The sequence below is a fragment of the Mycolicibacterium celeriflavum genome (genome assembly GCF_010731795.1).
GTDB lineage: Bacteria > Actinomycetota > Actinomycetes > Mycobacteriales > Mycobacteriaceae > Mycobacterium > Mycobacterium celeriflavum.
In genome coordinates this window covers 1126264-1140021 of the sequence record NZ_AP022591.1, presented here as the reverse complement: position 1 = coordinate 1140021, position 13758 = coordinate 1126264, and the positions used below count along the sequence as shown (strand labels likewise).

Annotated in this window: 13 protein-coding genes; 9 read left to right on the top strand and 4 right to left on the bottom strand. The window is 68.0% G+C overall.

Going from position 1 to position 13758, the window contains the following annotated elements; all coding sequences use genetic code 11:
• The first annotated feature begins 15 nt into the window (after positions 1-15).
• Complete coding sequence (gene inhA, locus G6N18_RS05420; RefSeq protein WP_083001600.1) at positions 16-825, top strand: NADH-dependent enoyl-ACP reductase InhA; 810 nt, start codon at positions 16-18, stop codon at positions 823-825.
• A gap of 3 nt (positions 826-828) precedes the next feature.
• Positions 829-1836, top strand: a complete 1008-nt coding sequence (locus G6N18_RS05415) for a ferrochelatase (RefSeq protein ID WP_083001602.1) — start codon at positions 829-831, stop codon at positions 1834-1836.
• Here the strand turns inward: G6N18_RS05415 and G6N18_RS05410 are convergent.
• Positions 1833-2684, bottom strand: a complete 852-nt coding sequence (locus tag G6N18_RS05410) for an Rv1486c family protein (RefSeq protein ID WP_083001604.1) — start codon at positions 2682-2684, stop codon at positions 1833-1835. The genes G6N18_RS05415 and G6N18_RS05410 overlap by 4 nt on opposite strands.
• 59 nt (positions 2685-2743) lie before the next feature.
• Here G6N18_RS05410 and G6N18_RS05405 point away from each other — a divergent pair, with 59 nt between their 5' ends.
• Positions 2744-3175, top strand: coding sequence for an NfeD family protein (locus G6N18_RS05405; RefSeq protein WP_083001606.1), 432 nt, complete (start codon positions 2744-2746; stop codon positions 3173-3175).
• Between the two features lie 43 nt (positions 3176-3218).
• Positions 3219-4439, top strand: coding sequence for an SPFH domain-containing protein (locus tag G6N18_RS05400; protein ID WP_067223606.1), 1221 nt, complete (start codon positions 3219-3221; stop codon positions 4437-4439).
• A 9-nt stretch (positions 4440-4448) separates the two neighbouring features.
• Here G6N18_RS05400 and G6N18_RS05395 read toward each other — a convergent pair whose 3' ends face one another.
• On the bottom strand, positions 4449-5189 hold the full coding sequence (locus G6N18_RS05395) for a TVP38/TMEM64 family protein (RefSeq protein WP_067223603.1): 741 nt from the start codon (positions 5187-5189) through the stop codon (positions 4449-4451).
• A 99-nt stretch (positions 5190-5288) separates the two neighbouring features.
• On the opposite strand from G6N18_RS05395, the gene mutA reads away from it, so the two are divergent.
• Genes mutA through lipL form a run of 4 tightly spaced genes read left to right on the top strand, consistent with a single transcriptional unit; the run spans position 5289 to position 11693 of the window.
• On the top strand, positions 5289-7109 hold the full coding sequence (mutA, locus tag G6N18_RS05390; protein ID WP_083001608.1) for a methylmalonyl-CoA mutase small subunit: 1821 nt from the start codon (positions 5289-5291) through the stop codon (positions 7107-7109).
• 1 nt (position 7110) lies between these two features.
• Entirely contained in the window at positions 7111-9378 is a 2268-nt protein-coding gene (gene scpA, locus G6N18_RS05385) for a methylmalonyl-CoA mutase (protein ID WP_083001610.1), read from the top strand.
• On the top strand, positions 9379-10371 hold the full coding sequence (gene meaB / locus G6N18_RS05380) for a methylmalonyl Co-A mutase-associated GTPase MeaB (RefSeq protein WP_083001612.1): 993 nt from the start codon (positions 9379-9381) through the stop codon (positions 10369-10371).
• A 47-nt stretch (positions 10372-10418) separates the two neighbouring features.
• Positions 10419-11693, top strand: coding sequence for an esterase/beta-lactamase LipL (gene lipL / locus G6N18_RS05375; protein ID WP_067223589.1), 1275 nt, complete (start codon positions 10419-10421; stop codon positions 11691-11693).
• Between the two features lie 4 nt (positions 11694-11697).
• Here lipL and G6N18_RS05370 read toward each other — a convergent pair whose 3' ends face one another.
• Entirely contained in the window at positions 11698-12435 is a 738-nt protein-coding gene (locus G6N18_RS05370) for a hypothetical protein (protein ID WP_067223585.1), read from the bottom strand.
• Positions 12436-12479: 44 nt separating this feature from the next.
• Positions 12480-12848 carry a DNA-binding protein gene (locus tag G6N18_RS05365; RefSeq protein WP_067223582.1) on the bottom strand — a complete coding sequence of 123 codons (369 nt, stop codon included), beginning with the start codon at positions 12846-12848 and terminating at the stop codon, positions 12480-12482.
• 213 nt (positions 12849-13061) lie between these two features.
• Here G6N18_RS05365 and G6N18_RS05360 point away from each other — a divergent pair, with 213 nt between their 5' ends.
• Positions 13062-13625: a hypothetical protein gene (locus G6N18_RS05360; protein WP_234806145.1), complete on the top strand. Its 564-nt coding sequence runs from the start codon at positions 13062-13064 to the stop codon at positions 13623-13625.
• Positions 13626-13758: the final 133 nt, after the last annotated feature.

The window sequence follows — 13758 nt, the reverse complement described above, 5'->3', positions numbered from 1 at the left end:
AAGATAAGGACAGACATGGCAGGGTTTCTGGAAGGCAAGCGCATCCTCGTCACGGGGATCATCACCGACTCCTCGATCGCGTTCCACATCGCGCGGGTGGCGCAGGAGGAGGGCGCCGAGCTGGTACTGACCGGGTTCGACCGGTTGAAGCTGATCCAGCGGATCGCCGACAGACTTCCGAGTCCGGCTCCACTGCTGGAACTCGACGTGCAGAACCCCGAGCACCTCGACACGCTGGCCGACCGGGTGACCGAGATCATCGGCGAGGGCAACAAACTCGACGGCGTGGTGCACTCGATCGGCTACATGCCGCAGTCGGGGATGGGCATCAACCCGTTCTTCGACGCGCCGTATGAGGACGTGTCGAAGGGCATTCACATCTCGGCCTACTCGTATGCCTCGTTGGCCAAGGCGCTGCTGCCGATCATGAATCGCGGCGGCGGGATCGTCGGCATGGACTTCGACCCGACCAGGGCGATGCCGGCGTACAACTGGATGACCGTGGCCAAGAGCGCGCTGGAATCGGTCAACCGGTTCGTTGCCAGGGAGGCCGGCCCTTACGGAGTGCGCTCGAATCTGGTTGCCGCGGGCCCCATTCGGACGTTGGCGATGAGCGCGATCGTCGGGGGAGCGCTCGGCGACGACGCCGGCGACCAGATCAGGTTGCTCGAAGAAGGCTGGGATCAGCGTGCACCGCTGGGCTGGAACATGAAGGATCCGACGCCGGTGGCCAAGACCGTGCTGGCGCTGATCTCGGAATGGCTGCCGGCCACCACCGGCACCGTCGTCTACGCCGACGGCGGCGCCAGCACACAGCTGTTATAGGGAATGGGCCGCTCCGCCGACTCGGCTTTTGATGCCGTGCTGCTGCTTTCGTTCGGTGGTCCGGAACGCCCCGACGACGTGATGCCGTTCTTGGAGAACGTCACCCGGGGTCGGGGAATTCCACGGGAGCGGCTGGCCGCCGTGGCCGAGCATTATCTGCACTTCGGCGGCGTCTCGCCGATCAACGGCATCAACCGAGCGGTGATCGAGCGGTTGCGCGCCCACACCGACGTGCCGGTGTACTTCGGCAACCGCAACTGGGCGCCCTATGTCGAGGATGCCGTCACCGCCATGCGTGACGATGGGGTGCGCCGCGCAGCGGTGTTCGCGACCTCGGCGTGGGGCGGCTACTCGAGCTGCACGCAGTACGTCGAGGACATCGCGAGGGGACGGCGGGCGGCGGGCGACGCGGCGCCCCAGCTGATCAAGCTGCGCCAGTACTTCGACCATCCGCTGTTCGTGCAGGTGTTCGCCGATGCGGTCACCGCCGCCGCGCGGACGGTGCCCGACGGCGCCCGCCTGGTGTTCACCGCCCACTCGATTCCGCTCGCGGCCCGGTCCCGTTGCGGCACAAACCTTTACGAGCGCCAGGTGGCCTACGCGTCGAAGCTCGTCGCAGCCGCGGCAGGCTACCGGGAACACGACCAGGTGTGGCAGTCACGTTCGGGTCCGCCGCAGGTGCCATGGCTGGAACCCGATGTGGCCGACCATCTGTCGGCGCTCGCCCAGCGCGGAACCAAGGCCGTCGTCATCTGCCCCATCGGTTTCGTCGCCGACCACATCGAGGTGGTCTGGGACCTCGACCACGAGCTTCGGCTGCAGGCCCAGGAAGCCGGCGTGGCGTTCGCCCGAGCCGCGACACCCAACGCCGACCTCGCCCTGGTGGCCGCAGATCTGCTCGCCGAGTTGCGGGACGGCCGCGCCCCGACACGAGTGCCGGGCGCCGATCCGCCACCGCTGCAGGGTTACTCGGTGGACGGTGTGGTGTGCACGCCGGCCTGCGCCGGCTAGCCCCGCCAGGGTGAGTGCAGGATCGCGTCGACGGCGGCGATTCGCGCGGAGCGCACCACCGTCGACAGCGGCCGCAGCGCATCGCTGGCGATCTGCACCTCAGCGGAGCTGTGCAGCCCGATTGGGATCAGCCCGGAGCTGACCGAGATGATCGCGTCGACGTGCGCGGCGTTCTCCAGCACCCGCAGGGCCCGGCTCGGTGCATGGTCGGGAAACCGGTGCACGCGCGTCGATTCCAGCACCTGCTCGACGAGTCCGCGCGGATCCTCGACGTCGATGTCCGCCGCGCCCGCCCGCAATGTTCCCAGCGCCTCGGCCGCCGACCGAACCGCCGAACGCAGGGCGTATTCCGCGTCGCCGAGGTCCAAATACTCCGGGGCCGTGGACGCGTCGGCCGGGACCGAGTACACGGTCCACGACAGGCCACCCGGCTCACGGTCGAATTCGTCGTCGACGTCGAGTTCGTCGTACTCGAAATCCGGCACCAGGCCGATCGACCCCGCGCCGGAGACGATGATGGCCTCACCCGCGGTCACCGCATCGCGCTGAAACTGCGTGCCCGCGGGCAGGCCGCGCACGTCGCCCGGGACCGGCAGCGCCAACCTGATCGGCGGCGCCGTCGCGCCGGGACCCGCCGCGGTGCGCAGCGTCTGCAGGAGCGACATCGCCCCCGCGTCGACGAGGTCCGGCCACGGCAGCCCGGTCGCACCGGCCGCGACGGAGTCGTACGCCGTAACCGAATGCTTTGGCGCCCATAGCGATAGCGCGTCGAGGACATCGTCAGGAGCGGCCGCGCCCGCAAGCCAGGCGTTGGCCCACACCGACAACGAAACACTGGGACACCACATGATGCTCGCAGTGTAGTTGTTACACCCGCATCAGGCCGGTCACGCGATAGGGTGACGTCATGCCTGCAGCGCTGATCTGGTTGATCGCCGCGCTGGCGTTGGCCGGGGCCGAAGCCCTGACCGGCGACCTGTTTCTGCTCATGCTCGGCGGCGGTGCGCTGGCAGCGGCCGGATCGAGCCTGATCTTCGACGACCTGTGGGTCCACGGCGCCGTCTTCGCGGTGGTGTCCGTCCTGCTGCTGGTGCTGGTGCGCCCGGCGCTGCGCAGGCACTTCCAGGCCGGCACCGGCCTGCCCGATCCGGCGAAGGCGCTGGAGGGCAAGAGCGCGCTGGTGCTCGATCGGGTCGCCCGCCACGAGGGACAGGTCAAGCTCGACGGCGAGGTATGGACCGCGCGGCCCTACAACGAGAACGATGTCTACGAGCCGGGCGAGCACGTGACTGTCGTGCACATCGACGGCGCCACCGCCGTCGTGCAGAAAGTCATGTAGAAGATTCGCCGGGCAATCCCGGAGGAAAGGCAAGGAACCCGTCATGGAAGGTGCCGTCGCAGGCTTGATCCTCGTGGGCGTGCTGGTGGTGTTCGCCGCCATCATCGTCGCGAAGTCGATCGCGCTGATACCCCAGGCAGAGGCCGCGGTCATCGAGCGGCTCGGCCGCTACAGCAAGACCGTGTCGGGTCAGCTGACGCTGCTGCTGCCGTTCATCGACAGGATCCGCGCGCGGGTCGACCTGCGCGAGCGGGTGGTGTCGTTCCCGCCGCAGCCGGTGATCACCGAGGACAACCTGACCGTCAACATCGACACCGTCGTCTACTTCCAGGTGACCAATCCGCAGGCGGCCGTCTATCAGATCAGCAACTACATCGTCGGCGTCGAACAGCTGACCACCACCACGCTGCGCAACGTGGTCGGCGGCATGACGCTCGAGCAGACGCTGACCTCGCGCGACTCGATCAACGGGCAGTTGCGCGGCGTGCTCGACGAGGCCACCGGCCGGTGGGGACTGCGGGTGGCCCGTGTCGAACTGCGCAGCATCGACCCGCCGCCGTCGATCCAGGACTCGATGGAAAAGCAGATGCGCGCGGATCGCGAGAAGCGCGCGATGATCCTCACCGCGGAAGGTAGCCGGGAGGCGGCGATCAAACAGGCCGAGGGTCAGAAGCAGGCGCAGATCCTGGCCGCCGAGGGCGCCAAGCAGGCGGCGATCCTGGCCGCCGAGGCCGACCGGCAGTCGCGGATGCTGCGTGCGCAAGGCGAACGCGCCGCCGCCTACCTGCAGGCGCAGGGGCAGGCCAAGGCCATCGAGAAGACGTTCGCGGCGATCAAGGCGGGCCGGCCCACCCCGGAGATGTTGGCCTACCAGTACTTGCAGACCCTGCCGCAGATGGCCAAGGGCGAGGCGAACAAGGTGTGGCTGGTGCCCAGCGACTTCGGTTCTGCGCTACAGGGTTTCACCAAGCTGCTCGGTGCGCCCGGCGAGGACGGCGTGTTCCGCTACACGCCGTCTCCGGTCGACGACACACCGCCGAAGAGCGACGACGACGAGGTCGCCGACTGGTTCAACACCGAGACCGATCCGGAGATTGCACGGGCGGTGGCCAAGGCCGAGGCGGAGGCTCGCACGTCGGTGGACGGTCCTGCGCCGATCGACGCACCGCCGCGGTATCCGCCGCTGAGCCAGCAGCAGCCGCCGGTCTCGGATTACCCGCCACCAAGCCGTGGCGATGGTGGCGGCGGCGCGCACTCGCTGTAGGCGCCTGATCTACCTCGTCACGCGTAACGGCTGATCGGCTTCCGCGGTCCGGTCGCGGTGATGACGACGGTGCACGCGGATCTCATAGACCAGGCCCGCAACGCCCAAACCGGCGGTGCACAGCGAAATCAGCACCAGCAGCGGGCTGACGTTGCCGGTGAGCGCGTCGCCGAGGATGACCACGGCCGCGGTGCCGGGCAGCAGCCCCGCGAGGGTGGCCAGCGAGTACGGCAGCACACGCACCGACGACGCCCCCGCGGCGTAGTTGAGCACGGAGAACGGCACGGCGGGAATCAGCCGCATCGAGAGCACGGTCGGCCAGCCGCGTTCACCCAGCCGCGCGTCCAGCGACTGGACCCGGGGGTGGGGCACCAACCGGTTCAGTTGCAGGCCGACAGCGCGCACCAGCAGCAGCGCCAGCACCGCGCTGACCGTGGCGGACGTCACGGCCAGCGGGATGCCGAGCACCGGGCCGAACAACAGGCCCGCGGCAAGCGTGAAGGCAGTGCGCGGGAACGGGAACACCGTCACCAAGATGTGGGCGGCCAGGAATGCCAACGGGAACCACGGCCCGACAGAGGTCGCCCAGTCGCGCAGCTCGACGGCCGTCGGCAGTGGAACCAGCAACGCGACTGCGACGAGAATCACAATGCCCGCCAGTGAGCCCGCCAGACGCACGCGCGAGACGCCGGAAAGCGTCGCGACCACCGCGCCGCGGACCGCGCGCAGGGTGCTGACGACGGAGTTCACGCCTACCAAGACTACGGAACGACGGCCGAAGCCACCCGTCGGCGAGCGGCTGAGTCGGCTGCCCGGCCAACGCCGGTGTGATGGCGATCATTTAGCCTGATGATCGTGCAGAAACCCACTGCGGTCGAGGCCGATCGGGAGCGTTGGCGCTCAGCGGTTGCCGGGGTGCTGGCAAAGAGCACCCGTCGGGATCCCGCCGATCTGCCCGCCGAACCCGAGCGCCTGCTGGATTCGCCGACCTACGACGGCTTCGCGATCCGTCCGCTCTACACCAGCCTGGACGCGCTGCCCGAGCCGCCGTTGCCCGGCCAGTGGCCGTTCGTGCGCGGTGGCGACGCGCTGCGCGACGTCAAGACCGGGTGGAAGGTGGCAGAGGCGTTCCCGGCGAACGGTTCCGGCAGCGTGAGCGAACACAACGGGGCCGTATTGCTCGGCCTGACCGAAGGCGTCAGCGCACTCGTCATCCGCGTCGGCGCTTCCGCAGGAGTGCCGGCGACCGAACTGGACCGGCTGTTCGACGGCGTCTACCTCGATCTCGTTCCGGTGCTCTTCGAGATCGCCGGGCCGGATTACGTTCCCGCTGCCGACGCGGTGCTCGGCTTGCTGAGCGATTTCGACGCGGACCAGCGGTCCCGGCTGTCGGTCGACTTCGGCGCCGACCCGCTGACCGCCCCGTTGTCCGGGCGGCAGACGGCCGACGTCGGCGATGTGGTGGCGACCGCGGCGAAGCTGGGTGCCTACGGCGGTCACGTTCGAGCCATCACCGTCGACGGTCCCGCATTCCACAACCTCGGCGCCAACGCATCCTGGGAGCTGGCGGGCATGGTCGCCGCCGGGGTCAGCTACCTGCGGCTGCTGGGCAACAGCGGCATGGCGGTTCCGGATGCCCTGCGCCAGCTCAGCTTCCGCATCGCCGCTGCCGACGACCAGTTCATGACGATCGCGAAGCTGCGGGCCGCGCGCCGGCTGTGGGCCCGGGTGGCCGAGGTGGTGGGGGCGCCCGAGCACGGGTCCGCCACCCTGCACGCCGTGACTTCGCTGCCGATGATGACCAAGCGCGATTCCTGGGTGAACATGCTGCGCACCACGTTGGCCGCGTTCTCGGCGGGCATCGGCGGCGCGGACACCGTCCAGGTGCACCCGTTCGACGTCGCGATCGCCGGGGGCTTCCCCGGGACCGCCCCCAGCTTTGCGCGCCGGATCGCCCGCAACACCCAGCTGCTGCTGCTCGAGGAGTCGCATCTGGGCCGCGTGCTGGACCCCGCGGCGGGTTCCTGGCACGTCGAAGACCTCACCGAGCAGCTCGCCGCGCAGGCCTGGAAGCACTTCCAGGACATCGAGTCCCGCGGCGGTTTCGCCGACGCCGCCGACTACATCGCCGGTCAGATCACCGACGTCGCGGCCGGCCGAGCCGACGACATCGCCCACCGGCGCACCGCGCTCACGGGCGTGAACGAGTTCCCCGACATCGCCGAACCTGCGCTACCGCAAGGCGATCCGCTGTCCGGGGTGCAGCGCTACGCGGCCGGCTTCGAGGCGCTGCGGGACCGCTCGGACGCCTTCCTGGAGAAGACCGGGGCCAGGCCGCAGGTGCTGCTGCTGCCGCTCGGTCCGCTCGCCGAGCACAACATCCGGACCACGTTCGCGACGAACCTGCTGGCGTCGGGAGGCATCGAGGCGGTGACCGAGACAGAAAACGGCACACCCGCGATCGCGGTGATCTGCGGCACCGACGCGCGCTACGCGGCGGAAGCCTCCGCCGCCGTCGACTCCGCCCGTGCGGCCGGCGTCTCACAGGTCCTGCTTGCCGGACCGGAGAAAGCTGTGGCACAAGCGGATTCGAAACCGGACGGCTATTTGACCGCGAAAATCGATGCGGTCGGCACATTGTCGGACCTGCTCACCAGATTGGGGGCCTGAGGTGACCGCGACCGCGGGGATCGGAAAGGACATCGGCAGCTTCGCCGACGTGCCGTTGAACGGAGAGCGCGGCGTCGAGGCGCCGACCGAGGCCGCCGTCGCCGCCCACGTCGAAGCGGCCGCCGCCGCACACGGATACAGCGTCGACCAGGTGGACTGGGTGACGCCGGAGGGCATCGACGTCAAGCCGGTCTACATCGGCGCCGACCGCGACGCGGCGGTCGCCGCCGGCTATCCGCTCGACACCTTCCCGGGCGAACCGCCGTTCGTGCGGGGGCCGTACCCGACGATGTACGTCAACCAGCCGTGGACCATCCGGCAGTACGCGGGCTTCTCCACTGCCGCGGAGTCCAACGCCTTCTACCGGCGCAACCTCGCCGCCGGTCAGAAGGGCCTGTCGGTGGCGTTCGACCTGGCCACCCACCGCGGCTATGACTCCGACCATCCGCGGGTTCAGGGCGACGTCGGAATGGCCGGAGTAGCAATCGATTCCATCCTCGACATGCGCCAGCTGTTCGACGGCATAGACCTGTCGACGGTGTCGGTTTCGATGACGATGAACGGTGCGGTGCTGCCGATCCTCGCGCTGTATGTCGTCGCCGCCGAGGAGCAGGGGGTGCCGCCGGAGAAGCTGGCCGGAACCATCCAGAACGACATCCTCAAAGAGTTCATGGTCCGCAACACCTACATCTACCCGCCGCAGGCGTCGATGCGGATCATCTCCGACATCTTCGGCTACACCAGCACGAAGATGCCGAAGTTCAACTCCATTTCGATCTCCGGCTACCACATCCAGGAAGCCGGTGCCACAGCCGATCTCGAGCTGGCCTACACGCTCGCCGACGGTGTCGAGTACATCAAGGCGGGTCTCGACGCCGGGCTGGACGTCGACAAGTTCGCGCCGCGGCTGTCGTTCTTCTGGGGCATCGGCATGAACTTCTTCATGGAGATCGCCAAGCTGCGTGCCGGCCGGCTGCTGTGGAGCGAGTTGGTCGCCGAATTTGGAAGCCAGAGCCCGAAATCCAGGTCATTGCGTACCCATTCGCAGACGTCGGGTTGGTCGCTGACTGCACAGGACCCGTTCAACAACGTCGCGCGCACCTGCATCGAGGCGATGGCCGCGACGCAGGGACACACCCAGTCGCTGCACACCAACGCGCTCGACGAGGCGCTGGCGCTGCCGACCGACTTCTCGGCACGGATCGCGCGCAACACCCAGTTGCTGTTGCAGCAGGAGTCGGGCACCACCCGGCCGATCGATCCGTGGGGCGGTTCTTACTACGTCGAATGGCTGACCCACCAACTGGCCACCGCTGCGCGGATGCACATCGGCGAGGTCGTGGAGCACGGCGGTATGGCCCAGGCGATTTCCGACGGCATCCCGAAGCTGCGCATCGAGGAGGCGGCGGCGCGCACGCAGGCCCGTATCGACTCGGGGCAACAGACGGTGATCGGCGTCAACAAGTACCAGGTTGACGAGGACCACGAGATCGAAGTGCTCAAGGTCGAGAACAGCCGGGTGCGTGCCGAGCAGATCGGCAAGCTCGAGCGGCTGCGCGCCGACCGCGATGAGGCTGCTGTCGACGCGGCGCTCGCCGACCTGAGCCGGGCCGCGGGCACCCGCGAGCCGGCCGGTCCGGACGGACTCGGCAACAACCTGCTGGCGTTGGCCATCAACGCCGCGCGGGCCAAGGCCACCGTCGGCGAGATCTCCGATGCGCTGGAGCGGGTTTACGGGCGCCACGTCGCGGAGATCCGTACGATCGCCGGCGTCTACCGCGACGAGATGGGGGGTAGAGGGGTCAGCAACATCACTCAAGCAACCGACCTCGTGCAGAAGTTCGCCGAGGCCGACGGTCGCCAGCCCCGCATCCTCATCGCGAAGATGGGCCAGGACGGTCACGACCGCGGGCAGAAGGTGATCGCAACTGCGTTCGCCGATATCGGCTTCGACGTCGATGTCGGCTCGCTCTTCTCCACGCCGGATGAGGTCGCGCGCCAAGCTGCCGACAACGACGTCCATGTCGTCGGTGTCTCGTCGCTTGCGGCCGGGCACCTGACCCTGGTGCCCGCGCTGCGCGAAGCGCTCGCCGAGGTCGGCAGGCCCGACATCATGATCGTCGTCGGCGGTGTCATCCCGCCGGGTGACTTCGACGAGCTCTACGCCGCGGGAGCGACAGCGATCTTCCCGCCCGGCACGGTGATCGCCGAAGCCGCAATCGGCCTGCTGCACAAGCTCGCCGAGCGACTCGGCTACCGCCTCGACTAGATGGCCGAGCCGATCGCCGACCTCGCGACCGCCGTGGCGGACGGTGACCGCGCCGCCCTGGCGAGGGCAATCACGCTGGTCGAGTCGACCCGCGTCGACCACCGCGAGCAGGCGCAGGAACTGCTGCTGCAACTGACCGCCCATGCGGGCAAGGCGATGCACGTCGGGATCACGGGTGTGCCGGGAGTCGGGAAGTCGACGGCGATCGAGGCGCTCGGCATGTACCTGATCGAGCAGGGGCACCGGGTCGCGGTGCTGGCGGTCGATCCGTCCTCGACCCGCACCCGCGGCTCCATCCTCGGTGACAAGACCCGGATGGCGCGGTTGGCCGTGCATCCTGACGCCTACATCCGCCCATCCCCGACCTCGGGCACGCTCGGCGGCGTCGCCAAGGCCACGCGGGAGACGATCGTGCTGCTCGAAGCGGCGGGTTTCGACGTGGTCCTGGTCGAGACCGTCGGCGTCGGACAGTCCGAGGTGACGGTGGCCAACATGGTCGACACCTTCGTGTTCCTCACGCTGGCGCGCACGGGTGACCAGTTGCAGGGGATCAAGAAGGGCGTGCTCGAACTCGCCGACATCGTCGTGGTGAACAAAGCCGACGGTGAGCACGCGATCGAGGCCAAGAGGGCCGCCCGCGAGCTCGCCGGCGCCATCCGCCTGATCTACCCCCGCGAAACCCTATGGCGCCCACCAGTTCTCACCATGAGCGCGTTGGAAGGCTCGGGTCTCGAGGAGTTGTGGACGACCGTGCTCAAGCATCGCGAGGTGCTGACCGAGGCGGGGGAGTTCGAAAGTCGCCGCCGCACCCAGCAGGTCGAGTGGACGTGGTCGATGGTGCGCGACGCGGTCCTCGACCGGGTGTTGTCCAACCCGAGGGTCAAGAAGGCCCGCGCCGAGATCGAACGCCAGGTCCGCGACGGCGAACTGACGCCGGCGCTTGCTGCCCAACAGTTGCTCGACGCCTCGGACATGGGCGAACCTAACGAATAGATAACACAAGGTTTATTAGCCGGGGTTACGAGTAAATTCAATACATTGTGACGGGTGTCAAGAGTCGGGAGCCCAGCGCAGCGCTTCCGCACGGTGTCCAGGGCGCAGCGGATTCGAACTTCGCGTGCACCGTGCGCAGCTTCCGCCGGCTTTTCCCTGGCCGCCGCTACGGTGGCGGCGCGCTGTCGATATACCTGCACGGGGAACCCGTCGTCGACGTGTGGACGGGCTACGCGGACCGCCGCGGCACCCAGCACTGGAACGCGGACACCGGGGCGATGGTTTTCTCGGTCACCAAGGGCCTGGCCTCGACGGTCATCCACCGCCTGGCCGACCGCGGCCTGATCGACTACGACACGCCGGTCGCCGAGTACTGGCCCGAGTTCGGGGTCAAGGGCAAGGGCCGGATCACGGTGCGAGACATGATGCAGCACCGGGCAGGGTTGTCCCATCTCAACGGTTGCACCAAGGACGAGTTGCTCGACCACCGGGTGATGGAGCAACGGGTCGCGGCCGCGCCGGTCAACAAACTGCTGTTCGGCCATCAGGCCTACCACGCGCTCACCTACGGCTGGCTGATGTCCGGACTGGGCCGCGCGGTCACCGGCAAGAGCATGCGCGACCTGATCCGCGAGGAACTCGCCGAACCGCTCGACACCGACGGACTGCACCTGGGCCGCCCGCCTGCCGACGCGCCGACCCGCGCAGCGCAGATCCTCGCGCCGCAGGGCACGTTGGCCAACCCCGTTTTCAACTTCATCGCCCCGCGGGTGGCGGCGCTCGGCGTGTCCGGGATGTTCGGCTCGATGTACTTTCCCGGGATGAAGGCCGTCGTCCAGGGCGACACCCCGTTCCTGGACGCCGAGATTCCGGCGGCCAACGGGGTCGCGACCGCCCGCAGCCTGGCCAAGATGTACGGCGCGATCGCCAACGGCGGCCGTATCGAGGGCACCCAGTTCCTGTCCGAAGAGCGCGTCGCGGCGCTGACCGGCAGGCCGAACTATTGGCCGGACCGAAACATCTTCGTGCCGTTGAGTTTCAATCTCGGCTACCACTCGCTGCCGGTCCCGCCGGGATTCATGCCCGGCTTCGGTCATGCCGGCTTGGCCGGGTCCGTCGGCTGGGCCGATCCCACGAGCGGGTTGTCGTTCGGTTTCGTGCACAACCGGCTGTTGACGCGGATGGTGCTCGACCAGGCGACGTTCGCCGGCTTGCAGGCGTTGATCCGCCGCGACGCCGCGCGGGCGCGCAGGCGCGGATACCAGACGGTGCCCGACATGGGTGCCCCGTTCTGGAAGGTGTCGCGGTCGGTCGCCGGTTAGTCGGTCAGCGGGACGTACTGCTGAACCACCTGGTCTTCTGCCGCCAGGACTCGGCCGAGGTCAGCGCGAAGCCAGCGCCGCACATGCACGCGAACACCCACACCAGAGTCGTGCCACCGTCGTGTTGCTGCAGCGCGGGAATGTAGGCGGTGAGCAACCGGACGATGCACGCGGCGATGCCCGCGGCCGACGAGATCAGGTAGACGTTGGCGATCTTTCGTGACCGCGGGTCTCTGCGCAGCACCAGAAGGGCCCGGCTGCCGTAGCCCAGTAGATAGATGAGGATGCCGCACAGGATCAGCCAGTACGTGTTGAGCCAGAAGTCGGTGGGCACCTGGAAGAAGTCCGGCTTGTAGATCCGCGCGCCGTTACCGAGGGAGAAGGTGACGAGCAGCAGCGGGATGCACAGCGTGGCCGGCAACTCGACGTACTGTCGGAACGACCGCTGCAGCAGGTGGTCGTCCTGCAGCCGACCCAGCGCGTTGTAGACGACGGCGGACGCGGCGACGATGTAGCAGTCGTGGCCGATGAAGTCCTCGAGGTTCCATTTTCCGGTCAGCGCGTGCAGCGCGACACCGAGCGTCTCCGACGCCCAGGGCGACATGAGCAGCACCGCCATGCCCTGCAGCGCGATGTTGAGGGTAGCCGCGACCTCCCAGCGAGATGACCAGGTGACACGGCGAATCCACAGACTCCACGCGATGCAGCAAAGCGTGATCGCGATGAGTGTCGCCAAAGCCATGGACGTTGCCTTCGAGCCGCTGTGATACTCGGCAAATTGTACGGCTATAGGGGTGGAGCGTCACTGCGCGGCCGCAGCTCCGAGAGCTTCGGCGCACGGGTGCGCGTCCGGATCGCCTCCCGCAGCGCGGTCTGCGAGCTGCCCGACACCGATAGCGATTCGACGTAGCGCAGGACTTCCTGCCTCGTCATCAGCCCGAACCGGACCTGAAGGTCGGGGTAGCTGAGGCCGAACCGGTCGGCCACCCGACGCAATTCCTCTGCATCCGGATAGTCGGCTTCTTTGATGCGACGGTAGTAGGTGCTGCTCGAGGTGCCGAGAGCGTCGTAGATGTCCTTCGCCTCGACATCTCCGTCGAGGAGATAGTCCAGCAGAGCTTTTAGCTGTCTGCCGTTCTCGTCGGTCCGTGGCATCCACTTACTCTAACGTAAGTTCCCGGTTTGAGCGATGGCACCCGCAAACCGGCCATGCTTGCCTTAATTGACACTGGCGTCACAGTTTTGGGATGCGTCTCCCAATTTTGGGACAGCTGAGCTATCTTGGATTTCATGGTTGCCCCTTATCCGGCTGCGCCGACACCCGAGGTTCTGCACCCGTTCGGCGTATTTGCTCAAGCAACGGTTCGCGTGACGGACCACCTCGCCGATCCGACCCGATCGGCGACCATGGCGAAGGTGTCGACCCCGCCGAGCGGCGAGTTGACCGCAGAGCTCGACGGCGCCGGCGAATGGCTCGGACTGCCGGCTGACGAGATCCTGCTGGCGGCGCTGACCAGGACGGTCGCGCGCACACTCGGCGACGGCGTGGTACCGGTCGACATCGCCAGCGAGCGCGGCGCCCTTCTCGACGCGGTGCCCATGGTGTGCGCGACCCCGCAGCAGGCCAGCGCCACCGAGGTGCTCGCAACGGTGCACCGCACGTTGGCCGCCGCCTCGGAGCATGTCGCCGCCGAGCCGTCCGATGTGTACTTCAACTACATCGGCGAGGCGTCCGAGCAGACAACGGTCCAGGAGACCCCGCCCGCTCTCGGTCATGCGCTCGAGATCCGCGTGTACCGGGCCGAGGGCGACGTGCACGTCGACTGGTGGTACGACACGAGCCGCTTCGAGGCCTACACGCTCCAGGAGCTCAGCGAGCAGTTCCGCCTTGCGCTCATCGAGATGACCTCGGACGCACTGCCGCCGCAGTAGCGCAACCCGCCGTCGGCGCCGTTATTTGCAGCCCTCGGTACGATCGGTCTCAACGGCACCGATCCGGCAATCACCGGGGAGCCTTCGGAAGAACCGCTCGACCTGACCCGTCGATGCTCAGTAGACCCGAACG